Raw genomic sequence first — 25,740 nt, 5'->3', positions numbered from 1 at the left:
TGCGGTTCTCTTTTCGTTTAAAGTTTTACTATTTTAGTGGAGTCCATTTCCAGTTATTAACTTCTGGAAGATCATCACCATTTTCACGGATGTATGATTCATGTTTAGCAACCATAGCTTCCATTTCTTTAACAAATTTATCGCCTGCAGCGCCTAAGTTGCCAGCTTGTAAGACAGCATCTTTAGCAAGGTTGTAACGATCCATTTGGTTCAAGACACGCATATCGAATGGTGTAGTGATATCACCATTTTCACGGTAACCATGGATTGAAACATTGTGGTTATGACGATCATAGAAGATGTCACGAACCATAGCTTCGAAACCATGGAATGCGAATACGACTGGTTTATCAGTTGTAAAGTAACCGTCAAATTCTTCATCAGAGAAACCACGAGGGTCAATCTTAGGATGACGTAATTTTAAGATATCTACAATATTGATGAAACGAATCTTCAATTCTGGGAATGCTGAGTTTAAAAGACTAACAGCAGCTAAAGCTTCTAAGTTAGGTTCTGAACCAGCAGCAGCAATAACAAGATCAGCATCATCGCCCTTAGCAGTACTTGCCCAATCGATAACTTTCAAACCATTGTCAACAAGTTCTTGAGCTTCATCAGCTGAGTAGAATTGAGGACGTGGTTGTTTACTTGAAACGATTAAGTTAATAAGTTCTTCACTTTGAAGAGTCTTATTCATAACAGCTAATAAACTGTTAGAATCAGCAGGTGTATATTCACGGATAAATTCAGGTTTCTTATCAGCTAAATGACCAAGCATACCTGGATCTTGATGAGTATAACCATTGTGATCTTGTTGGAATACAGTTGATGTTGCAATAACATTCAATGATGGGTATTGTTTACGCCATGTTTGTTCTTTGGCTTTACGTAACCACTTGAAATGTTGTGTCAACATTGAATCAACGACACGTAAGAATGATTCATAACTAGCGAAGAAACCATGACGTCCAGTTAAGACATAACCTTCCATCCAACCTTCAGCTTGATGTTCTGATAATTGTGAATCAAGAACACGGCCTACAGGACTTTGCCATTCGTCGTTACCTTCTTTGATTGGTTCTAACCATTGACGGTTAGTAGCTTCAAAGATAGCATTCAAACGGTTTGATTTTGTTTCATCTGGTCCGAAGATACGGAAGTTTTTAGGGTTTTCTTCAATAATATCACGAGCGAAGTCACCGAAAATAATCATATCTTGTGCTGTAACAGCACCTGGAGTTGATGTATCAACAGCATTTTTCTTCCAATCAGGCATAACTAATTTTTGAGGATTAATACCACCGTTAGTAATAGGGTTCATTGCCATACGTTGGTTGCCTTTAGGTGCCATTTCTTTTAGTTCAGGAATTAATTGACCGTCTTTTGTAAATAATTCTTCTGGACGGTATGATTTCATCCATTTAACAAGAGCATCAACATGTTCCATGTGACGTTGGTCTACAGGAATTGGAACTTGATGAGCACGGAATGAGCCTTCGATTGGTTCGTTGTTCCAGACTTCTGGACCAGTCCAGCCTTTTGGTGTACGAACAATCATAACAGGCCATTTAGGCATTGTTGCTTCTTCAGCTGGGTGTTTGCGAGCTTCAGTTTGGATTGCTTTAATTTTTTCGATAGCAAGATCCATTTTTTTAGCCATTTCAGGATGGATGATCTCAGGATCAGTTCCTTCAACGAAAATTGGATCCCAACCCATACCTTCAAAGTATTTTGTTAAATCTGCATCAGATTTACGTGATAAAATTGTAGGATTTGAGATTTTGAAACCATTCATATCAAGGATTGGTAATACAGCACCATCATTAACTGGGTTAATGAAGACATTTGAGAACCAACTTGCTGCTAATGGTCCAGTTTCTGATTCACCATCACCAATTACTGTAGCAGCAATTACGTCAGGGTTATCAAGAATAGCACCAGCGGCATGAGATAATGAATAACCTAATTCGCCACCTTCATGGATTGATCCTGGTGTTTCAGGAGCAGCATGAGAAGCGACACCACCTGGGAATGAAAATTGTTTGAACAATTTTTGCATACCAGTTAAGTCTTCAGTGATTGTTGGGTAGATTTCTGTATAACTACCATCAAGGTAAGCATTAGAAACCATAACTTGGCCACCATGACCAGGTCCTTCAATATAGAACATGTTTAAGTTATATTTATTAATTGCACGGTTTAAATGAGCGTAAATAAAGTTTTGGCCTGAGATTGTTCCCCAATGACCAATAGGGTTAACTTTGATGTCTTCAGGTACGACTTCAGTTTGTAATAATGGATTTTGTTTTAAATAAAGTTGTCCAACTGAAAGGTAGTTTGCTGCACGCCACCAAGCATCAACTTTATCTAAATATGATTTAGATGAAAAATCAGTTTCTGTCATAGTTACACACTCCTATATGTTTTATTTGCTAAAGTTATAGCGCTTTCTATATGTTCATAATAACAAACATTAAATAAAAGTCAATCATTTAATTCATTGGAACGTACCAATTATTTTAAAAAGTAAATAAAAAGCCGTTAAATAGCCTATTTAACGGCCATGAAAGTATTAAATTTAGAAAATTTATAATGAAATCTCATACTTGAATATTCAAATGGGGTACCATTATCTAAGAAGAAAATACCATCCATTATACTAACTGGTTCAGTTGGTTTTAAATTTAAAAGTTTTTGATCATTTTCGTCTGATGGTTCAGCGTAGATTGAAAGCGACGATTTAGTAACTGATTGATTCTGAATATCCTCCAAATAATTAAAAATTGATCCTTTAACAATTGTTTGAGATAAATTAGGAACAATCTTAATTGGAATATAGCCTGTTTCAATCATAAAAGGCGTTTTTTCAAATAAACGTAAGCGAACAATCTTGTAGACAAAATCATCTGTGTCTAAGAAAAGATTGCGTTGTAAATCTTCTGAGGGCGCAATAACTTCAAAACTTAGTACTTTAACTTTAGGGCTTTTACCATTCATTTCAAATCCGTCTGTAACACCTAAGTTAGAGCCTTCATAATTAAAAACGGTTTTATTTTTTAAATATAAGGGATTAATGAAGGTGCCGGAACCGCGTTTTTTAAAAATAATACCGTCGTTAGCCATTTGGCTAAGAGCTCGTTTTACTGAACTACGACTAATTTTATAAGTTTCACTCAAACTACGTTCATCAGGGAGTTTCATGTCGGGAAATTCATCTGCAGCGATTCTTTTTTTAAGTTTACTAATCAGTTGTTTGTAAATTAATTCAGCCATACAAGAGTACTCCTTTCGTAGAGTCAATCTTCATAGTTAACCATAAGTTTTAATAGACGACAAGTCGTCAACTTTCCGGAGAGATAATTATTTTAGAACAAAAAGGTAAGAATTACAGACATTTTAGTAAATATTTTGTACAATGAAGACTATAGTTAAAGGAGTGTGTCTATTGGAAATTTGGCAAAGTTTTATTGAAAATATTAAGTTACGTAGATTTGTTGTACTTTGTGTAATTATGGGTGTTATTTTTCTTGCGAAAGATGTCATTAGCATTGTTCTATTAACTTTTATATTTACATATTTAGTAGTCCGATTGATAAATGTTATTCAAAGACATTCATCAATTAATAGTCGAATAATTGTTATAGGAGTATATCTGGCAATTATCGCGCTGCTTTATTTGGCAGTTACTAAGTATTTTCCTATTTTAGTTTCGCAAACAGTTTCAATGGCACATTATGTGATTAATTTTTATCGTCATCCAGGTAAAGATACAAATCTTGTGATGGAATGGGTACTTAAATCTATTGGTAAATCTCAAATTGTGCCACAATTAAAAAGTAGTTTTACGCTTGTATTTCAATATATAACGAGCATTGGTTTTATGGCAGCAACATTTTTATTATCGCTTATTTTAAGCTTCTTTTATACGATTGAAAAAGATCAGATGACACATTTCTCAAAAAACTTTTTATCAAGTGATTTTGGTTGGTTTTTCCAGGATATTTACTTCTTTGGTGAAAAATTTGTTAAATCATTTGGTGTCGTTATTGAAGCACAATTCTTTATCGCAACTGTTAATACAGTTATTACTGTGATTGGGTTGTACTTCATGCATATGCCACAGCTCTTGCCTTTAGGAATATTAATTTTCTTATTAAGTTTAATTCCAGTCGCAGGGGTATTAATTTCATGTATTCCATTAAGTTTAGTTGGTTATTCGGTTGGTGGCGTACGTGATGTGGTTTACATCTTAATTATGTTAATGGTCGTTCATTTATTAGAATCATATGTATTAAATCCTAAATTTATGTCAAGTCGGACAGAACTACCTATATTCTTTACATTTGTAATCTTGTTAGTCAGTGAAGAATTATTTGGAACGTGGGGCTTGATTGTCGGAATTCCCATTTTCACATTCTTCTTGGATATCTTGGGTGTGAAGTCAATTCCTGGATCTAAAGGACGGATTGGTAAAATTAAAGGAATAAGGAAGGATAGTCAAACTGATGGTAAAGAAAAATAAATTTTTAGCTGATTTTAGAGTGAATAGAAAAAATACAAATTCAGTTAAATGGGATAGTTTAAAAGAGCAATATGGCGATGATAAATTATTGCCACTGTGGGTTGCAGATATGGATTTTAAAGCACCTAAAGCCGTAACTGATGCTTTAATAGCACGGGTACAACATGGTGTTTTTGGTTATTCAACAATTCCTGATTCATATTATGATGCCTTTTTTGATTGGCAACAATCTCGCTATGGGATTGAACTGCATAAGGAATGGATGAGATTTGGAACAGGGGTTGTAAATTCATTATATCAATTAGTCGATTTAATGACGGAACCAGGTGATAGCGTCTTAGTTCAAACACCAGTATATTACCCTTTTTATAGTGCAATTGAAGATAATAACAGACGTATCGTACGAACACCTTTGAAACATGAAAATAATCAATATGAAATGGATTTTGAAGCAATTGAACGAGATATGAAAGCTAATCACGTTAAATTACTTATTCATTGTTCACCGCATAATCCAGTTGGTCGCGTCTGGACTGAAGCTGAACTGACACAACTCTTTGAAATTTGTCGTGAAAATAAAGTGATGGTAATTTCGGATGAAATTCATCAAGATTTAATTGTGGGAAAAAAACCATTTGTATCAGCTTTATCAATAGACGAAGGTCGTTATCGAGATAATATGGTTGTCGTTAATGCTCCCTCAAAAACATTTAATTTAGCTGCTTTACAAAACTCGCATATCATTATTCCAAACGCGCAATTACGAGCTAAGTACGATAAAATGGTACAGCGTTTGAACAAACCTGAGGGTAGTTTAATGGGATGTGTTGCTGGAGAGGCGGCTTATCGTTCAGGAGCAGTTTGGTTAGATGAAATTCTGAGTATCGTAAGGACCAATTATTTAGAAGTCAGCCACCAATTAGTCAATAAATTTCCAGAAATTAAAATTAGTGAACTAGAAGGCACATACTTGATGTGGATTGACCTTTCAGCATATGTAAATCCCAGTCGGATGAAAGAATTTATTCAGAATGAGTGTGGCTTAGCTATTGATTATGGACAATGGTTTAGTGAAGAAACGCCAGGCTTTATTCGAATGAATTTGGCAACTGATTTAGGAACGGTTCAAACAGCTGTTGATCAGTTGTTAAAGGGACTCAAAAGTGCAAAGCTAAATCGCTTAAATTAGACTATTAATTTATTTCATTTCAGTGTAAAATAAACCAGTAAACTAAAAATAGAAAAAGAGGATTTTATCTTATGGCAAAATTAGTATTTATTCGTCACGGACAAAGTGAATGGAACTTATCTAACCTTTTCACAGGTTGGGTAGATGTTAACTTGAGCGAACAAGGCGTTGCTGAAGCACAAGCAGCTGGTAAAAAGATTAAAGAAGCTGGAATCGAATTTGATCAAGCTTATACATCTGTTTTAACACGTGCTATTAAAACATTACATTACGCACTTGAAGGTTCAGACCAATTATGGGTTCCTGAAATCAAATCATGGCGCTTAAATGAACGTCATTATGGTGCATTACAAGGCCAAAACAAAGCCGAAGCAGCAGAACAATTCGGTGAAGATCAAGTTCTTGTATGGCGTCGTTCATACGATACATTACCTCCACTTTTAAGCGCAACTGATGAAGGTTCAGCAGCTAACGATCGTCGTTATGCTGATTTAGATCCTAAAGCTATCCCAGGTGGCGAAAACTTAAAAGTTACTTTGGAACGTGTTATTCCTTTCTGGGAAGACGAAATCGCTCCTAAATTACTTGAAGGCAAAAATGTAATCGTTGCTGCACATGGTAACTCATTACGTGCCCTTACAAAATACATTGAAAACATCTCTGATGCAGACATCATGGGCGTTGAAATGGCAACTGGCGAACCAGTTGTTTACGATCTTGATGACAAATTAAACATCGTAAGCAAAATTAAACTTTAATATTAATAAAAAACCTGATGACAATTTTATGTCATCAGGTTTTTTTGTATTAGTCAATAATTGGCGAAAAAGTCGGTAGTTTTAGCAGTTAAAACCAGAAAGCGCTTGCCAAAGCAAATAATATGTATTATATTGATGTAATCGAATACACATTCTATTTGATAAATATATCAAAGAAATGAAGGAGAAACGTTATGGCAAAAGTTATTACTGTTTTGGGCTCAACTAATATTGATAAGGTTGTTTCTGTACCCCGTTTCGCAACTAGCGGCGAAACTTTACACACACCAAATCATCAAGTTGAAGCAATGGGTGGAAAAGGATTGAACCAAGGTGTTGCCGCTGCACGTTCTGGTGCAAAGACTAACATGATTACAAAAGTTGGTAAAGAATTTGATACCTCAAAGAATATGAATGTTGAAAACTTAAGCACTGAACATGTGATTGTTTCAGATACTGAAGAAACTGGACAAGCTTATATTACTGTTTCAGCCGAAACAGGCGATAATATTATCCATATTTATGGTGGCGCTAATGCTGATATGACACCAGCTGATGTACGCGCACATGAAGCTGCCATTGCTGAATCAGATTTTTTGATTGCGCAATTAGAAATTCCAACAGAATCAGTTATTGAAGGTTTCAAGATTGCACGCGAACATGGTGTTAAAACAATTTTGAACCCAGCTCCAATGCCTGAAAATGGTGGACTACCAGCTGAATTATTAGAATTAACTGATATTATTACACCAAATGAACATGAAACATTCTTATTGACTGGGATAGAAGTGACTGATGAACATTCAATGATACACAATGCTGCGTACTATTTTGAACGTGGAATTAATACCGTAATCATTACAATTGGCTCAGAAGGTTCTTTCTACATGCGTGATAATGGTGAAGAAGGAGTCGTTCCAGCATTTAAGGTTAAGGCTGTTGATACAACTGCTGCCGGCGATACTTTTATTGGTGCTACAGCAACACGTTTACATGCTAATTTAGATAATTTAGCTGAAGCTATGCGTTATGGATCAGCTGCTTCATCTGTAACGGTGTCACATGCTGGTGCACAACCAAGTATTCCAACTGAATCTGCTGTATTAGCTGTTTTGGATGCTAATAAATAAATTTAAATTGTTGAATGGGAGATAAATTATGCGTAAAACTAATCTTTTGAATACAAAATTATCAAATGCTATTTCTGAAATTGGACATACACAATGGTTAACAATTGGTGACTCAGGCCTACCAATTAAGGATGATGGACGTAAAATTGATCTTTCAATCGTACGTGGATTACCATTATTTATTGATGTTTTAGCTGCAACACTTTCTGAAATGAAAATTCAAAAAGCTTTTTTAGCTGAAGAAATTAAAACGGTTAATCCTGAACAATATGCTGCTATCAAGGCTTTATTAGATGATGATGTTGAAGTTGTTTTCATTTCACATGATGAATTGAAATCGATGAGTCGTGATGATAATAATATTGCTACAGTACGAACAGGTGAAATCACACCATTTTCAAATATCGTTTTGGAATCAAATGTTGATTTTGAAGGCGAAGCAATTAAATAGTTATTAATATAAGGATAGGATGATATAAAAATGAATATGTTAGGATTATTTTTCTCACTTTTAGCAATTATTGGTTGGAGTGCATATCCAACTTTAGTATCATATTTTGGCGGTAAACCAGTTCAAGGTATTTTTGGAGCAACATGGGGAACTTTGATTGTTGCAATCGTCCTTTCATTAGTCATGGGAATGCCCATGTTACAAGGTTCTAATTTTTGGTTAGCATTTTTCTCAGGGGCAGCTTGGGCCTTTGGAAATGTTTTAACTATTATGGCTTTTGGGATGAAAGATCAGGATGGAAATGCTTTAGGTTCTGCTAAAGCAATGCCAATCTCAACAGCTTTCCAAATTACAGCAAATGTAGTTTGGGGTGTTGTAATGCTTGGTAACTGGGGTCCAGTTTCATCAAAATTATATGGATTCATCGCTGTATTTGTTATCTTGGTTGGAGCTTATATGACAACTTATCAAGAAAAGAAATCAGCTGGAAATAAAGAACTACTTACAAAGGCAGTTGGTGTCTTATTGATTGCCCAAGTTGGTTATTCATTATATGGTATCCTTCCACAATATACTAAAAATACTGATGGTATGCATATGTTTTTAGCACAAGCTATCGGGATGGCAGCATTTGGATTAATTCTTGGAATTTATGAATTAACGAAAAATAAAAATAACATTTTTACACAAAGTGTTACGTACAAACAAATTTTTTCTGGTTTCTTCTTTGCAATGGCAGCATTGGGTTATTTAGTTTCAGCTCAACCTGCAATGCTTGGATTGGCAACTGGATTCGTCCTTTCACAAGTTTCAATTGTTGGAGCAACGATTTCAGGAATTGTCGTTATGCGCACTAAAAAAACGGGTAAAGAATGGTTAGTTATTATTATTGGTCTTATACTAATTGTAATTGCGGCTTCTGTAACAGTTTTCTTAAAAAACTAGATAAAATTAATTTTAAAACCTTGATAACAATACTATGTTATCAAGGCTTTTTGTTATTATTTGATTTAAAATGTCATAAAATGATAAAAAAATAAACATTAACTAGAACTCACTATGATATTTAAAACCTACTTTCCGATTCAAGTTATAAAAGTCAAAATAATTGTAATTATCAGTTTAGGTGCTAGGATTGGACTTATAAATAAGATAATAGGAGGAATCATCATGGGGGATTTAACAACAAATGAAGGTCAAACATGGGCGAATAATCAAAATTCACAAACAGCTGGGGCTCGTGGACCGGTTTTAGTTCAAGATTACCAATTACTAGAAAAATTGGCACATTTTAATCGAGAACGTATTCCAGAAAGAGTGGTCCATGCAAAAGGGGCAGGGGCTAAAGGCTATTTTGAATTAACTAGAGATATGAGTGATTATACTATGGCAGGTCTTTTCAATGGTTTGGGCAAGAAAACGCCAGTCATAACCCGTTTTTCACAAGTAGCTGGTGAGGCAGGTTATCCGGATACTTATCGAGATGTACGAGGATTTGCAGTAAGATTTTATACAGATGAAGGTAACTACGATATTGTGGGTAATAATACGCCCGTTTTCTTTATTAATGATGCTTTGAAATTCCCAGATTTTATACATTCCCAAAAGCGTGACCCAAAAACGCATGCTAGAAGTCAGGATATGCAGTGGGATTTCTGGTCGTTATCACCTGAAACAGTTCACCAAGTAACAATGCTTATGAGTGATCGTGGGATCCCTGCTAGTTACCGAATGATGCACGGTTATGGAAGTCATACTTTTAAATGGGTAAACAAGCAAGGTGAACAATTTTGGGTTAAATATCATTTCAAAACAAACCAAGGTGTTCATAATTTAAGTAATGAGGTTGCTGAAGAATTAAGAGGAAAAGATTCTGATTACTTACAAAATGATTTGTATAATGCGATTGAGGATCAAGATTACCCCAGTTGGACAGTAGCCGTACAAATTGTGCCTTACAAAGCAGGATTAGCCTATCCGCAAGATATCTTTGATGTTACGAAAGTTATTTCGCAAAAGGACTATCCATTAATTGAAATTGGCCAAATGGTTTTAGATGAAAATCCAAAAAATAATTTTGAAGATATTGAAGAATTAGCATTTTCACCAGCTAACTTCGTTCCAGGAATTGAAGCCTCACCAGATAAATTACTCCAAGGACGCTTATTTGGTTATAAAGATGCTGCAAGATATAGATTAGGTGCTAACTATGAACAATTGGCAACTAACCGTCCTAAAAATGAGGTTCATAATTATGAACGAGATGGTTTAATGGCGCAAAATCAGAACGGTGATGTTAACTATGAGCCCAACAGTTTAGGTGGACCTGAAGAAAATCGCCATGCAGAAGTTCATGGTGATACATTGGATGGAAAAGTAGGCAACTATTCAGTAAATGAGGATTATTATACTGCTGCCGGTAAATTATATCGATTGTTACCTACTGATGAAAAAGCACGTTTAATTGAAAATATTAAATTAAATCTGGGACAAGTTAAAGATATTGAGATAAAGATTCGTGAAACTAAACAGTTTTATCAAGCTGATAAGGAATACGGAACACGTGTCGCAGAAGCATTAGGGTTAGAACTAAGCTTAATTAAATAATTCTTTCGGTGTATTAAAATGTTTAACAAAAAAAAGGAATAAATCACTGTAATCAAACAGCGATTTATTCCTTTTTTTTGTGTTGTTTACATGCCGTGTTCTAAAAGATACTTGTAAGAAATATCTGATAAATCGGGTGAGATACGGACACGATGCAAGGTGAATAGTCCTTGGCTTTCATTAGCGAGTCCTGGTAATGTCGTTAGACCAAGTTTGTAGCCTGCATCTTTAGCAAGTTTAGCGGTCTGGTTATTGAAGCGACCAACTGGATAACAAATAATTGATGTCTCTTGATGAAATTTATTGTTTAGCCATTTTTTCGAATTCTTAAATTCAAAAGTTTGTTGTGCATCGGTCATCTGATTAAGTTCCTCATGATGGACAGTATGACTTTGAATACTTACTAAACCTGATTTTCGCATCTCGTTCATTTGTGGCATAGTTAGTTTGTTTATGTGGCCAAAGTGGCTTGTAATATAGTTGATGGTTGCTTTTTGATGATATTTTTTGAGAGCAGGATAAGCTTTTTCATAGTTATCCTTGTAACCATCATCAAAAGTAATCCAAACAATTTTATTAGCAGGTTTTTTATGTGTTTTAAAAACTTCGATAGCTTCAGCAGGTGATAACGTGTAGTAACCATTTTTTTTAAGCCACTGCATTTGATGGGCAAATTGTGCTTCAGGAATACGAAGTGAATTTCCAACAGAAATACTATGATACATTAAAATTGGAAATTCGGTCTGGCCCTTAAATGATTTCCAATGCGAACTGTCTATTTTAGTATTTGAAATGAGCTTATTTTTCTTAATAGTTTTCTTGGGTAAAGATGAACTTACCTTTTTAGAGCTATTTTTTTGGTGATTAGTATTGGAAACGGAGTGAGAATTTTGAATGAAAAAGAATAATGAACCAATAGAGACGATTAGGACTAAGAATAATAAGATAAACCAACCTTTTTTATGTTTTAACATGATGAACTCCTTTTATGAGAAACGATACTATCTAATTTACCACGCTAAGGTAGTAAGATTCAATTTTTACGCGGATAAAGTCAATAAATGTAAAAAAAGGTAAGGCTATGATAGTATAAAGTACATATTAAATATTTAATTGGGGGAAAATATGCGTAGAACATTTCATTTTTTAAATCAAAGTTATAAGGAATTTTTTCAACACTGGAAATTGTATTTTATTTTAGTAGTTGTTACTAATTATATTTTATCTGCAGTGGTACAACCAATCTTAACTTGGGTGGTAAGCCAGATACTTAGTAGTAACCAAGTCGAATATTTAACCTATACTAACATTATTTCGGTTATTGAGGATAAACCTATATTATTAATTGAGTTTATCCTTGTTATATTAGTTATATTAAGTATTGTTTATATTCAAATGTCTTTCATGATCAGGGGTATTCAAGCTATTCGTTATGATTTAAAAATTGAATTTAAGTCATTATTAAAACAATCAATTCATGACGTTTTAGAGTTACGTCCTTTAACAGCGTTGCTCGTTATTTTTTACTTCGTTTTAATTTTACCATTTGGACAAGTCTTATTTACATCTACTTTATTAAATAAGGTGACTATTCCAGATTTTATTCTTCAAGATATGTGGACAAGTCCAGCTATCTGGGGCCCAATACTTTTAGTCTATGGTGTAGCATTTTTCTTCTCTATCCGATTAATTAGTTTTATTCCAACTATGTTGTTTAGTTCAGAAAAAAGAATCGGTCATTTAATTAAACAAAGTTGGGAAGCTGGACGTGGCAAATTTTGGATAACCGTCACAAAAGGATTAGTAATTACGGCTTCTATAGCTTTTATATCAGGAATTGTTCAAATTAGTTTGTTCCTAATTCAGAACTATGTAGATAATCATTTTCAAAATCAAGCATTTATGATTGTGATGTTTAATCTGTTTATTTTGGAAATTTTAGGACAAATCGTATTAGCTTTAAGTGTGACTATGTTGTTAGGTATTGCGCTAGATGTTTTTGAAGAACAACAACCGCATTTGAAACCCGTTCAAGAAACATTCTATAAAGAGAAACGCTTTATTAAATTACAGAAAGTTAGTGTCGTTGTTCTCCTGATACTAGTTGCAGGGACAGCTTCTATTTATAATTATGTTTACTTAAAGGGGATGCTAAATGACTATCCAGTTCTTATTTCTCACCGTGGAGTTGATGATGGAAATGGTGTACAAAATACCATTCCTGCCTTAGAAAAAACAGCTAAAGAGAAACCTGATTACATCGAAATGGATATTCAAGAAACAAAAGACCATAAATTTGTTGTTATGCATGATCCAAATTTGGAAAATTTAGCGAATGTTAATCGGACAGTACATGATTTAACATTATCCGAGTTAACAGCATTAACTGTTCGTGAAAATGGTTATTCAGCTAAAATTCCAAGTTTCGATGAATATTTAAAGGCAGCAGAGAAGAATCATCAAAAATTATTAGTTGAAATCAAAGTATCTCCGCAAGATAGTCCCAATATGACTAAAAACTTTGTTAAAAAATATCAAAAAAGACTATTAGCTGATAAGGATCGAATTCATTCTTTAAGTTATGATGTTGTTTCACAAGTAAAAAAACAAGCACCAAAGCTTTATATCAGTTTTATTATTCCATATAATATATCATTTCCAGAAACACCAGCAAATGCGTACACTATGGAAGCTACAACTCTAGATGACTCATTTGTGAGCAAGGCACATGATAAGAACCAGGATGTCTATGCTTGGACTGTAAATGATGAAACGATTATGCAAAAGATGTTATTTATGAACGTTGATGGTATTATTACGGATGACTTTGGTACACTTAAACAAGTTGTTCAAGCTAATAATGATCATCCAAGTTATGCAAGTAAATTATCAATATTCTCAAATAGATTAACGGGAATTAGCATAACAATCGATAATTAAATTAGTTAGGTTAGGAAACATAAATTAGAAAAGATTACTATAGATTAGTAGTCTTTTTTAATTTTGTCTAGATGTTAACGTTTACACTATTTAGGTGGCATGCTATGCTTAAGTTGCTACTAAACTGAAATCAGAGGAGTGTCTAGTAAGTATGATTAAAATTATCGCATCAGATATGGACGGCACGTTATTAAATAATGAAAATAGTATTTCGAAGGGTAACGCAGCGGCTATTAAGAAGGCTCAAGAAATGGGAGTGACTTTTGTTGTTGCCACTGGACGAAGTTATGATGAGGTAAAACCCTTAATTGACGCAGCAGGTATTAGTGCACCGATGATTAATTATAATGGGGGCGCTACGGTAACTGAGGAAGGCAAACAAATTAATAGTTTTCCAATATCAAAAAAAGAGGCACAAAAACTCATTAAATTTTTGAAGAATGAACATGCCTTTTTCAAAGTTATGACGTCAAAAGGTGTTTATTCAGATGATCCTCTTAAATATGATGAAGCGGTTATCAAATTAAACTTAAATCCTATTCATTATATAGACGATTACAGTGAAATTATTGATGATTCTGAAATAGATTTGTTTAAATTTCTTATTCGAAAAACGGATGAATCAGATGACTTATCTGTTTTAAAAAATAAAATTGAAGAAAATGAAACACTCATTGTGACTTCTTCAGGGGATAATAATCTTGAAGTTAATCATGTTAATGCACAAAAAGGGATTGCGTTGAAAAAATTTGCTGATAGTATGGGTATTCCTATGTCAGAAGTGATGGCAATTGGCGATAATTTGAATGATATATCGATGTTAAAAGCTGCAGGTATCAGTTATGCAATGGAGAATGGTCATCAAATTAATAAAGATATTTCTAATCATCATGCAAAAAAGAATGATGAAGATGGTGTTGGATTAGCTATTTTAGAACAATTAGCTCAAAAATAAGACAAAAGGACTAAATCCCATTTACGGGATTTAGTCCTTTTGTCTTAATATTTAATCAGCAATTAAATCACCAGCAGTTGGGCCAGCATCTAATTTGTAAATACGTTCAACATCAATGATGACAGCATAGTACATTTTTGGTAAATGGCGTTCTTCACCAAATTTAACAGCATCGTCAAAAATTTTACCGGAATCAATTAAATGTGCTGTGCCTTCAAACCGGAAGCCTTTTAGATTAGGACGATCTATAACAGCAACAGCTGCACGGCCATTATTTTGAAGATTGTGTAATGCATGTTTAGCTGTTTCTTCATTATAAATCAAATGCGTATCATCAAAAACACGCATTGATCCTTTAGGACCAACTTGTGGGAACCCATTTTCATCTACGGTTGAAAGAAAATTAAGTTGTTCAGGAATCATTTTTTTCATATCTTCTGTTAATTTTGCCATTATAAAATCTCCTTTTTATTTACTTATTATAAGTAAAACTTATCATGATTAAGGTATATTGGCAAAATATTAGCTTTACAAAAAACTTGCAAATAGGGCTAAAAAAACTATACTTATATGAGTCTAATAGTGATTTCTAAAAGGACTTCGAAGAAAGACGCTAAAGTGATATGTATAGATTATTAATTTTAACAGTACTAATGAGTCGTAATATGTCAGGATATAAGTTACGATTGGTATTGGAAAAATGGTCGTCCATGATTCTAAATGGAATGAAACTTATTGCTTTAAAATATGTGGTATGAATTATATTGGTGTAGTGGAGCAAATTAAAGATATACAAAAGGAGAATAAAAAATGAAAAAAGCAACAAATCGTTGGGTAGCATTGTTCGCTATGAGTTTAGGTGTTTTTATGGGCCTTTTAGATGTTACTGTTGTAAATGTTGCTTTACCAAGTATGGCAGTTGATTTTAAAACAACATTTAGTGATTTACAATGGATATTAAATGCATATACGTTAATGTATGCAGTCAGTTTATTAATTGTTTCAAAATTAGGTGATATGTTTGGACGAAAAAAAGTCTTCATCGCTAGTACAATTTTGTTTACGATTGCATCTGTTGTAAATGGGCTTGCACCAAACTTATTAGTTCTTGATTTTGGTCGAGCAGTTCAAGCAATTGGTGGTTCAGGAATGATGAGTTTATCAATGGCGTTAGTTGCGTCTAACTTTGAAGGCCGAGAACGTGGGACAGCACTTGGTATTTTAGGATCAGTTATTGGATTCTCAACAGCAATCGGACCTTTAGTTGGTGGATTTTTAGTTGAGAACTTTGGTTGGCCTTCAATTTTCTTTGTTAATCTACCGGTCGGTATCATTGCGATTTATTTGGTTATTAGAAATGTTAAAGAAACACCTGCATATGGCGCTGGGGAATCGATTGATTTTATAGGAATGATTCTTTCAGCAGTTGGATTATTTGCTGGTATTTATGGCTTAATTCAAAAAGAACAACATATGCATTGGGCTTGGACTGATATGCATGTTATGGGATGGTTAATTGCATCAATTTTAATCTTAACTGCCTTTGTTTTTGTAGAGTTAAAAGTTAAATCGCCAATGATGAATTTAACATTATTAACAAATCGTCATTTTGTTGGTGTTGTAATTCTTGCATTTGCACTTGGTGCTGGTATCTTTGCGTTAGCCGCTTATCAAACAAGTTTAATGCAAAATTATATGGGATATTCAGCCTTTTCCACGGGATTACATCAACTACCTATGAGTTTATGGTCGCTTGTCTTAGGTCCTTTTACAGGAGTTCTAGGATACAAGTTTGGTAAAAAGTGGATGATTTCACTTGGATTTATCGTTGCCTCACTTGGTTTATTTACGTTTAGCCAGGTAACAACAACGGACTTTACCTACATGCAATTACTTCCGCTTCTTGTATTAACTGGATTGGGTAACGCTATTATTAATCCGATGATTAATACTGCTGCTATGGATAATATTAATCCAAAAGAAATTGGCATGGCATCTGGTTTATTGAATGTTTTTCGTCAAATTGGAATAACAGTAGGCGTTGTAATTCTTGGTTTAGCACAAACTAAAGCATATGAATCAAGTTTGAGCACTGGTTTTAGTGATAGTCATATTCCTAGTGTAGCTGCAACGGGTATTCAGCAAGCCTTAGTAAATGCAGGAGCATTTTCTGGACATATGGTTGCGTGGAGTCAAAAAATAATAGCGACTCCTTATGCTGATAAAGTTCAAAAGATTGTTTTAACAGCTTTTGATAAAGGCATGATTCAAGTTGTTTTAACATCATTGGTCATTATGATTATTGGAATTCTAGCAGCAGTCTTTTTATTAAGAGAAACAAAAAGTGTCGATCAAAAATTAGATAAATAAAAAAACTTTTTTTATGTCATTAGGTTTATAAGAAGTGAAAGCTGTCATTTAAAATTTTGAGTGGCTCTTTAATGATACCGATATATTTCTGAAGCGTAAGACTCCTAATAGTATCGCTGTTTATAACAAGGCGTATGATAAAATAATATTAATTTAAAAATAAATCATCCAATAAAAGGGAGATTAGTAATGACGAAAATAATTCCTAAGGTTTTAACAATTGCTGGTAGCGACGCAAGTGGTGGCGCTGGTATGGAAGCAGATTTGAAAACATTTGAAGAGTTTGGAACTTATGGTATGGTTGCGCTAACTTCAATTGTTACCATGAATCCAGATGCTGGATGGGCACATAACGTAACTGTTATGGATGCTGAATTAGTAAAAGCACAGTTGAAAACGACAGGTGCCGGCGGAGATATTGCTGCAATGAAAACAGGGATGCTTGGTAGTGTTGCAATTACAGAAGTAGCTCGTGAAAGCATTTTAGAAAAAGAGATTAAGAATGTTGTGATTGATCCTGTTATGGTTTGTAAAGGTGAAGATGAAGTATTAAATCCAGAAGCAGCTGATGCTATCCGTGATTTATTGATCCCAATTGCGACAGTCACAACGCCTAATTTGTTTGAAGCTGGTGTTTTATCTGGAATGGGAACTTTGAAATCACTTGACGACATGAAACAAGCAGCTATTAAGATTCATGAGTTAGGTGCAAAAAATGTCGTTGTTAAAGGCGGTAAAGCTCTTAAGGGTGAAAAGGCGCTTGATTTATTTTATGATGGAACTCAATTTGAGGTTTTAGAAACTGAAAAGATAACGCCTGCTTATAATCATGGAGCAGGATGTACATTTGCAGCGGCCATAACTGCGGGCCTTGCAAACGGATTGTCAGTTAAAGAAGCTGTCTATAAAGCAAAAGATTTTGTAACTGCTGGAATTAAATCAGGTTTTGCATTTAATGAATACGTAGGCCCTTTATATCACGCTGCTTACCGTTTAAATAAATAGGTACTAGAGACTCACTTTTATTTTGTATAAAAATGAGTCTTTTTTTGTTGACTTAGAGTGCACTTTAAAGAGTAATGTAAACATACTAATTAAATTGGAGGATAATGATATGTCAGTAGAAAATAAAGTTGTTGTTATTACAGGAGCATCAAGTGGTATTGGTGAAGCAACGGCCAGAATGTTAGCTGAAGGTGGGGCTAAAGTCGTTTTAGGTGCTCGTCGTGAAGCTAAGTTAGCAAAGATTGTTGAAGAAATTAAAAAGAATGGTGGTCAGGCAACATATGCCGTTACTGATGTCACTAAGGCAAGTGACGTTAAGAATTTAGTTACTTTAGCACAAGAAACTTTTGGTGGGATAGATGTTATATTCAATAATGCTGGAATCATGCCTAACTCGCCCTTATCGGCTTTAAAAACGGATGAATGGGATGATATGATTGATATCAATATCAAAGGTGTATTGAACGGAATTGCTGCAGTGTTGCCTATATTTATTGAACAAAAACATGGACATGTTATTACAACATCATCTGTTGCAGGCATTAAATCATTCCCAGATGCAGGTGTTTATGGCGCAACAAAATTTGCTGTCCGTAATTTAATGGAAGTTCTAAGGACAGAAAGTGCTATGGAAAAAACAAATATAAGAACATCAACCTTATATCCAGCAGCAATTAACACAGAATTATTAAATACTATTACGGATGAACAAACCCTTTCAGGGATGTCGTCATTTTATGAACAAGTTGGAATTGATCCGGTCGCAATTGCACGCGTGGTTAAGTTTGCCATTGATCAACCAGAAGAAGTTAATGTTAATGAATTTACGATTTATCCAACTGCTCAAGCTTAAATTTAAATAATAAAAAAATCTCGAGAATTTATTTTCTCGAGATTTTTTCATTTAGATGATAATACCTTCACAATGATCGACTTCGTGTTGAATGATTTGTGCCATCCAACCTGAAAACTTTTGGGTTTGTGGTTGAAATGATTTGTCTAAATAATCAACTGTAATGGAATCATATCGTTGTGCTGGACGTTCGCCAGTCAACGAAAGGCAACCTTCATTGACGTTGTAACGTCCAGATTTTTTTGTAATCTTAGGATTAATAAAGGGAACATTTAGATTACCAAATTGGCAAACGATAATTCGTTTATTCACACCAATCATATTGGCAGCCATTCCAACACAAACCTCTTTATTTGCTTCTAATGTATCTAATAAATCGGTTACGATTGAGCCATCATTTTTAGTTGCAATCTCAGCTTTTTGTGCGAGAAATATTTCATCGTGCATAATTGATTTTATCATTTTTCTCCTTTGATTTAAGTAGCATAATTAATAAAGAAATGTTGATGGATATCTAGTTAATGATTTTATCATGATTTAGAATATAATGTTATCCTCAAGTAGAAAATTATTATTTTAGGATTAATTAACGTCAATTTAATAGGTAAAAGATATTAAAAAAGTGAGTCATACTCTATTCTCAATATAGGGTATGATTCACTTTTTTAATTATTATTTATGTGACTCTTCTGTAAAAATAGCTTTAACAATATCATTAGCTGTGCGTAAACTAACATCATTTACAAAAGGTCTTGGACTTGCAGCTGTTAGCCAATGAACACCATCAGTCGGAACACCCCAGAAGTATAAACCAGGTTGCGGTGTCTTATGCTCATCTAGTAATAAATTGCTGACAGGGTCAACGTTGACTGCGCCATCTATAACAGAATCACCTTTAGTTGGATTTAAAATTAAAGGATTGGCGATTTTTGTATCGAGTAACTGTTTTATTAAAGGACTTGTTGCTGTTGTCGCATGAACAGCAGGAACGCGTGCTTCAATTAGAGTTGTTGCTAAGTAGCGTTGATCTGGTTGGTTTGCACTATATGTTTCAAATTGATGATCTTTAGTATCGACGACCATTCCAGGTTCTAATAGTGTAACAACATCAGCTTCAACGAGTGCCCGTAATTGTTCAACTCTAATGGTAGGAGGCCCGATTGTTAAAAAGTTATTTAATGAATTAAACCAGCCTAAGAAGTTAGTTAAATAGTCATCATCTGTTAAGAGACGGTTATCAATTAATTGTCTAACCGGAAGACGTAAGTCACGTAAAACCTCAAGAGCACTGGTCAATGGTCCGGTCTTAGTACCTAATTTTGCATCTACTGCATCTTTTTGTAAATGGTCTAACATAACGGCTTTGAAATCTTCATTAGGTTTTTTAGTCATTGGATTTCCTAGATGATCCCAATTAAAGCGATCTTCTTCAAGAATAATTGATCGCTCAACGGTTACTTTAGGATCTTTTAAGAAAGCTAATTGGAATTTTGTTAAATCGATTTTTGGATAATTCTGTGCGACAAGTAATGAATAATATTGATATTCAACGTCATGACTTAATAAGGTCCAAAATTCATTGAAAGAAACGGTACCATTTTCCATGAAAACTGCCATTTTAGCCGCCGTTAAAAAATGAGCTTGAGTTTCTTCGCCGGGTGATTTTTGATTATCCCCTTTGGCATGATAAGGCCATCCACGACGCGAACCTGCCACAATGTGAGGTTCGTTACCGTTTGCTTGATATTGTAGTTGCCCGTTCTCTAATCGCTTAAATAGACCACCACGGCCTACAGTCAAACGGGTCACTAAATCAAAGAAGCTAAGACCTAAGCCACGTAAAATAACAGTATCTTCGTGCGTGATATGATCTAGTTTTGTTTCATTTGGAAAGCCTGGTAAAACATAAGTTAACTTGTTTTCTGTAGCGAATGTATCAAATCTTTTTTGTCCGACAGATAATTCATTTTCAAGATTACCTAAAGACATTACGACATAGTCAACGATGCTAACTGAAGGTAAGGCGGTTGTGATTTCAAATTGATCAGCTTTTTTTGAAATTTGTGTAACCGTACTTTTATTCAAATTAATTGTGATATTGTTAGAGGCACGTTTAAGTAATTCAGCGTAGTACCATTGGATATAAACACCAAAAAGTGCTCTTGTTGCATAATCGTTTGGATGTAAATCTTTAATTTCAGTTAAAAAATCCGCTGAATAATTATTTATTTCGATAAAATCATGAGCATCAGATTGAGCCCATTCGAAAATGTTTGGTCCTGGGATAACTGGACCAATAGATTGGACGCTTGTTCCATAGAATAAACTAATTTGTTGAGCTGCGGTATTCATGATTAATTCGTGTGGTTGAGTTGGTGACCATACGCGCCCACCAACACCATATGGATCATATAAATCAATAGTAAGTGGTGAATTTGAAGGATCTGCTTGTTGCCAAGCAATGAGTCGTTCAAGTGTAATCAGACCTCGTGGTCCGGCACCAATAATGGCTAAATGCATAAAAGTAATCTCCCTTGTCTTATAAAAACTAATTTCATTATAAACTTTAAAACAGAAAAAATCGCTTGATAACGTCTTTAATAGTAAAAATTAATCGTATATTCTTGTTAACTTCTGATAATTTAGTATACTTAATTTGAAAGAATATTTTAAGTACAATCTGAAAGAAGGATTTGATGAAAAAACCAATGTCACTATTGGATAGGGTACTGTTCGCTGGATTAATATTTGCCGGCGGGGGATTTGATGCGTATACCTATATCGTACATGATGGTGTTTTCGCTGGTATGCAAACCGGAAATTTAATTATATTAGGTATTGATATGGGCCAAATGAAATGGGGGGCCATATTCGATCATCTGATTCCAATTTTTGCTTTTATGATTGGTATTATTATAACTAGAAATCTGCAACATCGATTTAAAGAAGAAGATTCAATTAATAAACGACAACGATTTGTTATCGGTATTGAGACGATCCTTTTAATTATTGTTGCATTTATTCCAAGAAATTGGCCAGCACAGTTATCTACAGGAATCATTTCAATGGTTGCAGCAGCTCAACTTCAAGAATTTAGACAAATCAACGGAGGACCTTTTACGTCATTTATGATGACGGGTAATTTGAGGACAATGGCTGAAAGTTTTTATGACGGAATTGTTAAAGGTAATATAATCGCAATGGCTAAAGGTTGGCGGATGTTGGGTGTCGTCTTAGCATTTCTTTTTGGCGCAATTTCTATGGGTGCTATGGTACCGATAATGGGAACTAAAACGATATTATTAGCTGCATTTTTCTTGTTATGTTCATTGATTGGGCTACAATTAAATCCAGAAAAAAGATTATAAAATAAAGGGGTTAAGACAATGACAGAAATTAAAAAGAATCCAAAAGTTGATTTACACTTAGAAAAAGCAACACAATGGAAAGAAGAAATGACACAGTTAAGAGAACTTGCACTCGAAACGGGACTGACTGAAGAATTTAAATGGGGCAAACCTTGTTATACACTAAATGGTAAAAATATTGTCTTAATTCAAGGATTTAAAGAGTATATGGCATTACTTTTCTTAAAAGGAACTCTGATTGATGATGGTAAGGGTATTTTAGTTCCAACGGGCGAACATACTGAGGTTGGTCGCCAAATTAGATTTCATAGCTTAAAAGATGTTACTGATTTAAAAGTAGAGATAAGTGATTACATTCAACAAGCAATTAATGCAGAAAAGGCTGGGTTAAAGGTTCCTAAGGGTAAACCAACTGAATTAGTGTTGCCAGTGGAATTCCAGAAAAAAATGAATGAAATGCCAGAATTGGAAGAATTTTTTGAAACGTTAACGCTTGGACGTCAAAAAACGTATGCACGTTATTTTGCAGATGCTAAAAAAACAGAAACGCGTGAGGCTAGAATTATTAAATATATTCCGAAAATTCTTGATGGTAAAGGACTTAACGATTAGACAGCAAAACAGCGACCAGATTTTATCTGATCGCTGTTTTTTTAATTATATTAATCTAATTTCTTTTTTAATTCTGTAACGATTTCAGCATGTTTAGCTTCAGTCAATTTAATTTTTGACATAAAGATAAGAGCAGCAACAATTATTAAGGCCATTGGAACGAAGAACATGTACATTCTGAATTGTAGTAAACCACTGTTTGTAATATCGCTTGGTTTAGCACTACCTGTCATACCAGCTTGGATTGCGGCAAAACCAACAACACCATTAGCGAAGGCACCAGCTAATTTATCCAACAAAGGACGAACTGCTAAAGTAACAGATTCATTACGTGTTCCACTCTTTAATTGACCGTATTCAACACTATCCGTAATTGTCATCAATGCTGCTAAGAAAACAAGTGGATATGGGAAGAAGAATAAGCCAACAGCAATTAAGACAACAACAAGGTTAGTACCAGCAAATAGGAAGAGAATGTAACCCAATAGCATGACAGCGATTCCGCCAAGGTAGATAGCACGACGATGAACCAATGCAACTAAAGTTGGGAACAATGAAACTGAAATAATTCCTAAGACTGCTGTTAGAACACCAACAGTAGTAAATGCAGCTGCACTACCTAAAACATAATTGAAGTAGTAAATCAAAAGTGAATTTGTAATAACATAACTAAAAGCGAAAAGGAAATATGATAATGATAACCACATTAACTGATCATTTTTACCGATAACTTTGAAAACATCACGGAAACGAACTTTTTCAGTATTTTCACGAATTGCATTTTTTTCAATCTTAGTTCCTAAAATAGTTGCTAAAGCACCTAAGAATGAAACCAAACCGATAACAATAGCAAAACCTAACCAACCTGCTTTTGTTTGTGTATTACCAGTTGTACCTGAGAACATTTTTGAAAAGAAGACAACGATTGGGACGATAACGATAATAACACCTTGAGCACCTAATGTTGAACCAAAACGAGCAATTGTTCCAAATTTAGTCCGTTTTTCTGATTCGACACTTAGAGCTGGTAACATTGACCAGAATGAAATATCTTTAAATGAATAGAAACTATCTAGAATGATATAAACAATGGCAAAAAGAATTAAGTAAAGATAAGGATTGCTTGTAGCTAAACCACCAAAATCAGTGAAAATAAGGATTAATCCAATTGAACTGACAATTGAACCGATTAGTAACCATGGTTTAAAGTTCCCCCAACGAGTACGAGTATTATCAATAACGCCACCAATTAAAGGATCAAAAAAGATCTCAACAATTCGAATAACAACCATCATAGTTGTGACGTAACCAATCATTTTAGCGTTGAAACCAGCATCCTTTGTAACGAATAATTGACTTGTAATAAAAATCATAAAATAAGTGCTAAGTGTTGCATAAAAGGCATCATGTCCAAATGCACCAAAGGCATATGAAGCATATTGTTTAAAATCTTTAGAATTTTTCATTAGTTTAATTCCTTTCGAGTGTAGTTAAAATTAGTTATATCTGTGTTCGATAATCTTATCTAAAATTGCTTGACGTTGTTTTTCTTTAGCAGAACCTAATTGGTTTTCTTCTAAAGAATTAAAATCATTAACTAACAAAACTGATTCAAGGTATAACGTCAATTGACGTTTAATATATATCTTGTTATCTTCATTTGTTTGCTTAGGATTTCCGGCAATAATTGCAGCTGCAAATCGTTCGGCATCAATCGTTAATTTATTTGTATCCATTCTAATGACCTCTTCCTATATAATAGATTTTTGGTAAAAGAAATTGTTATTCATAATAGCAAAACATAAAAATAATAAACGTGAAAACGCATTCTTTTAGTTAACAACTACATTTTACTAAACTTTTACTAAAATGTAAACGTTTTATTTTAGATGTATATTATTTAGACTAAAGTAACTTTTTAGTACCCTTACGTATTTATTGTAGAAAGAATTTATATGAGTTTAGAATCTAATAAATAAAAGTTATGCTTAATTGATATAATTAGAAAGCAAGTCATATCGGTCACGATAATTTTATACAGCGAAGTAGTGTGTCGCTAATAATCTATAACTTTAAAGTGAAATATGATTACTTTAGAAGGGGGGAATTAAAAAACATGATTAATGGTAGGTACCAATGTTGAAAATACAAATGATTTAATAATAGTTAATATAAAAATAACTATTGACAAAGAGTTTTAAAAATAATATATTATGTATGTGGTAGTAACCACTTGGGGGAAAAGTAATGTTAAACGGTAATTATGAGCGTCCACTCTATGATCAATTAGTAGATACGCTAAAAGAAGAAATTGAAAAGAATCTAAAGGTGAATGATAAATTACCGTCTGAACGTGATTTATCTATTGCTTACGATATGAGTCGTACGACTGTCCGAACAGCACTAAATGAGTTAGAACTAATGGGTTATGTATATCGCCAACATGGTAAAGGAACATTTGTGTCGAATATCGCTAAAATTAAGACTGATTTAGGGGGAACGTTTAGTTTTACAGAACAAATGGTTTCCCTTGATAAAGAACCGAGTAGTAAAATAATTAGCTTTGATGTTATTAGTGCTAATGAGTTTATTGCTCAAGGTTTAAAAGTTGAAGTTGGTACCAAGGTAATTAAATTAAAACGATTAAGACTTGCATCAGATGAACCAATGATGTTAGAGAGAACTTACTTACCGTATGCTAAATTTCCCTCTTTAACTGTGGAGACATTAAATAAGCAAGCGATGTATGTCATTTTTTTAGATGATTATAACCAGATTGTAAAAACGGCTGATGAATCTTTAACAGCAGGTGTTATGGCAGGCAATGATGCAACTTTATTAAATTTTTATGAAGGTGCACCTGTTCTTAAATTAGAGCGAACGACGTATAACACAAAAAATGAAGTAATTGAATTTACGTTGAGTATTGCGAGGGGTGATAAATTTACTTATCATATTCGACACAATAAATAAGGGAGGA

At 33.9% G+C, this 25,740-nt stretch carries 23 protein-coding genes; 15 read left to right on the top strand and 8 right to left on the bottom strand.

From position 1 onward, the window contains the following. Window positions 1-28: 28 nt before the first annotated feature. A complete protein-coding gene (locus tag AC1RPR_RS01260) occupies window positions 29-2,404 on the bottom strand; it encodes a phosphoketolase family protein (RefSeq protein ID WP_481761054.1) in 2,376 nt (791 codons plus the stop codon). Window positions 2,405-2,550: 146 nt separating this feature from the next. Continuing rightward, window positions 2,551-3,273 carry a GntR family transcriptional regulator gene (locus tag AC1RPR_RS01255; RefSeq protein ID WP_481761053.1) on the bottom strand — a complete coding sequence of 241 codons (723 nt, stop codon included), beginning with the start codon at window positions 3,271-3,273 and terminating at the stop codon, window positions 2,551-2,553. 172 nt (window positions 3,274-3,445) lie between these two features. Between AC1RPR_RS01255 and AC1RPR_RS01250 the strand changes: the two genes are divergently transcribed. The 7 genes from AC1RPR_RS01250 (at window position 3,446) to AC1RPR_RS01220 (ending at window position 10,657) form a co-directional block, all read left to right on the top strand. Continuing rightward, on the top strand, window positions 3,446-4,522 hold the full coding sequence (locus AC1RPR_RS01250) for an AI-2E family transporter (RefSeq protein ID WP_481761052.1): 1,077 nt from the start codon (window positions 3,446-3,448) through the stop codon (window positions 4,520-4,522). Beyond that, on the top strand, window positions 4,506-5,711 hold the full coding sequence (locus tag AC1RPR_RS01245; RefSeq protein WP_481761051.1) for a MalY/PatB family protein: 1,206 nt from the start codon (window positions 4,506-4,508) through the stop codon (window positions 5,709-5,711). The genes AC1RPR_RS01250 and AC1RPR_RS01245 overlap by 17 nt, the downstream gene beginning before the upstream one ends. Window positions 5,712-5,782: 71 nt before the next feature. Continuing rightward, entirely contained in the window at window positions 5,783-6,469 is a 687-nt protein-coding gene (locus AC1RPR_RS01240) for a 2,3-diphosphoglycerate-dependent phosphoglycerate mutase (RefSeq protein ID WP_409021802.1), read from the top strand. Between the two features lie 194 nt (window positions 6,470-6,663). Beyond that, the gene (rbsK, locus tag AC1RPR_RS01235; RefSeq protein ID WP_481761050.1) at window positions 6,664-7,599 is read left to right on the top strand and encodes a ribokinase; all 936 of its coding nucleotides are present in this window, start codon (window positions 6,664-6,666) and stop codon (window positions 7,597-7,599) included. A 28-nt stretch (window positions 7,600-7,627) separates the two neighbouring features. Next, complete coding sequence (gene rbsD / locus AC1RPR_RS01230) at window positions 7,628-8,050, top strand: D-ribose pyranase (RefSeq protein ID WP_409021800.1); 423 nt, start codon at window positions 7,628-7,630, stop codon at window positions 8,048-8,050. Window positions 8,051-8,080: 30 nt separating this feature from the next. Then, window positions 8,081-8,995 carry a GRP family sugar transporter gene (locus AC1RPR_RS01225; protein WP_481761049.1) on the top strand — a complete coding sequence of 305 codons (915 nt, stop codon included), beginning with the start codon at window positions 8,081-8,083 and terminating at the stop codon, window positions 8,993-8,995. 222 nt (window positions 8,996-9,217) lie between these two features. Further along, window positions 9,218-10,657: a catalase gene (locus AC1RPR_RS01220; protein ID WP_481761145.1), complete on the top strand. Its 1,440-nt coding sequence runs from the start codon at window positions 9,218-9,220 to the stop codon at window positions 10,655-10,657. An 86-nt stretch (window positions 10,658-10,743) separates the two neighbouring features. On the opposite strand, the gene AC1RPR_RS01215 is transcribed toward AC1RPR_RS01220, so the two are convergent. Further along, on the bottom strand, window positions 10,744-11,631 hold the full coding sequence (locus AC1RPR_RS01215; RefSeq protein WP_481761048.1) for a polysaccharide deacetylase family protein: 888 nt from the start codon (window positions 11,629-11,631) through the stop codon (window positions 10,744-10,746). 151 nt (window positions 11,632-11,782) lie between these two features. Here AC1RPR_RS01215 and AC1RPR_RS01210 point away from each other — a divergent pair, with 151 nt between their 5' ends. Together AC1RPR_RS01210 and AC1RPR_RS01205 are read left to right on the top strand one after the other, a co-directional pair. Then, window positions 11,783-13,597, top strand: a complete 1,815-nt coding sequence (locus AC1RPR_RS01210; RefSeq protein ID WP_481761047.1) for a glycerophosphoryl diester phosphodiesterase membrane domain-containing protein — start codon at window positions 11,783-11,785, stop codon at window positions 13,595-13,597. A 151-nt stretch (window positions 13,598-13,748) separates the two neighbouring features. Beyond that, window positions 13,749-14,552 (top strand): Cof-type HAD-IIB family hydrolase, encoded by an 804-nt coding sequence (locus AC1RPR_RS01205; protein ID WP_481761046.1) that lies wholly within the window; start codon window positions 13,749-13,751, stop codon window positions 14,550-14,552. 51 nt (window positions 14,553-14,603) lie between these two features. Here AC1RPR_RS01205 and AC1RPR_RS01200 read toward each other — a convergent pair whose 3' ends face one another. Then, complete coding sequence (locus AC1RPR_RS01200; RefSeq protein ID WP_481761045.1) at window positions 14,604-15,005, bottom strand: pyridoxamine 5'-phosphate oxidase family protein; 402 nt, start codon at window positions 15,003-15,005, stop codon at window positions 14,604-14,606. A 357-nt stretch (window positions 15,006-15,362) separates the two neighbouring features. Between AC1RPR_RS01200 and AC1RPR_RS01195 the strand changes: the two genes are divergently transcribed. The 3 genes from AC1RPR_RS01195 to AC1RPR_RS01185 all read left to right on the top strand — a co-directional run bounded on the left by AC1RPR_RS01195 (window position 15,363) and on the right by AC1RPR_RS01185 (window position 18,780). Beyond that, window positions 15,363-16,922: an MFS transporter gene (locus tag AC1RPR_RS01195; RefSeq protein ID WP_481761044.1), complete on the top strand. Its 1,560-nt coding sequence runs from the start codon at window positions 15,363-15,365 to the stop codon at window positions 16,920-16,922. Between the two features lie 189 nt (window positions 16,923-17,111). After that, window positions 17,112-17,927, top strand: coding sequence for a bifunctional hydroxymethylpyrimidine kinase/phosphomethylpyrimidine kinase (gene thiD, locus AC1RPR_RS01190; RefSeq protein WP_481761043.1), 816 nt, complete (start codon window positions 17,112-17,114; stop codon window positions 17,925-17,927). A 109-nt stretch (window positions 17,928-18,036) separates the two neighbouring features. Beyond that, the gene (locus tag AC1RPR_RS01185; protein ID WP_481761042.1) at window positions 18,037-18,780 is read left to right on the top strand and encodes an SDR family oxidoreductase; all 744 of its coding nucleotides are present in this window, start codon (window positions 18,037-18,039) and stop codon (window positions 18,778-18,780) included. Window positions 18,781-18,831: 51 nt separating this feature from the next. On the opposite strand, the gene AC1RPR_RS01180 is transcribed toward AC1RPR_RS01185, so the two are convergent. Together AC1RPR_RS01180 and AC1RPR_RS01175 are read right to left on the bottom strand one after the other, a co-directional pair. Continuing rightward, window positions 18,832-19,242 carry a peptide deformylase gene (locus AC1RPR_RS01180; RefSeq protein WP_481761041.1) on the bottom strand — a complete coding sequence of 137 codons (411 nt, stop codon included), beginning with the start codon at window positions 19,240-19,242 and terminating at the stop codon, window positions 18,832-18,834. Between the two features lie 210 nt (window positions 19,243-19,452). Next, window positions 19,453-21,300, bottom strand: a complete 1,848-nt coding sequence (locus AC1RPR_RS01175; RefSeq protein ID WP_481761040.1) for an FAD/NAD(P)-binding protein — start codon at window positions 21,298-21,300, stop codon at window positions 19,453-19,455. Window positions 21,301-21,476: 176 nt separating this feature from the next. Between AC1RPR_RS01175 and AC1RPR_RS01170 the strand changes: the two genes are divergently transcribed. Both AC1RPR_RS01170 and AC1RPR_RS01165 read left to right on the top strand, forming a co-directional pair. Then, window positions 21,477-22,148 (top strand): YoaK family protein, encoded by a 672-nt coding sequence (locus tag AC1RPR_RS01170; protein ID WP_481761039.1) that lies wholly within the window; start codon window positions 21,477-21,479, stop codon window positions 22,146-22,148. Window positions 22,149-22,166: 18 nt separating this feature from the next. Beyond that, window positions 22,167-22,760 (top strand): YdeI/OmpD-associated family protein, encoded by a 594-nt coding sequence (locus AC1RPR_RS01165; RefSeq protein WP_481761038.1) that lies wholly within the window; start codon window positions 22,167-22,169, stop codon window positions 22,758-22,760. Window positions 22,761-22,810: 50 nt separating this feature from the next. Here AC1RPR_RS01165 and AC1RPR_RS01160 read toward each other — a convergent pair whose 3' ends face one another. Both AC1RPR_RS01160 and AC1RPR_RS01155 read right to left on the bottom strand, forming a co-directional pair. Beyond that, on the bottom strand, window positions 22,811-24,226 hold the full coding sequence (locus tag AC1RPR_RS01160; RefSeq protein ID WP_481761037.1) for a glycoside-pentoside-hexuronide (GPH):cation symporter: 1,416 nt from the start codon (window positions 24,224-24,226) through the stop codon (window positions 22,811-22,813). Window positions 24,227-24,256: 30 nt separating this feature from the next. Then, the gene (locus AC1RPR_RS01155; protein WP_409021786.1) at window positions 24,257-24,496 is read right to left on the bottom strand and encodes a hypothetical protein; all 240 of its coding nucleotides are present in this window, start codon (window positions 24,494-24,496) and stop codon (window positions 24,257-24,259) included. A gap of 511 nt (window positions 24,497-25,007) precedes the next feature. On the opposite strand from AC1RPR_RS01155, the gene AC1RPR_RS01150 reads away from it, so the two are divergent. Further along, the gene (locus AC1RPR_RS01150) at window positions 25,008-25,733 is read left to right on the top strand and encodes a GntR family transcriptional regulator (RefSeq protein WP_481761036.1); all 726 of its coding nucleotides are present in this window, start codon (window positions 25,008-25,010) and stop codon (window positions 25,731-25,733) included. Window positions 25,734-25,740 lie beyond the last annotated feature (7 nt).

Source organism: Dellaglioa sp. CoH-57-MRSF-22, from assembly GCF_056781895.1.
The sequence above is the reverse complement of the archived record's forward strand: the minus strand, read 5'-3'. Positions and strand labels throughout refer to the sequence as shown.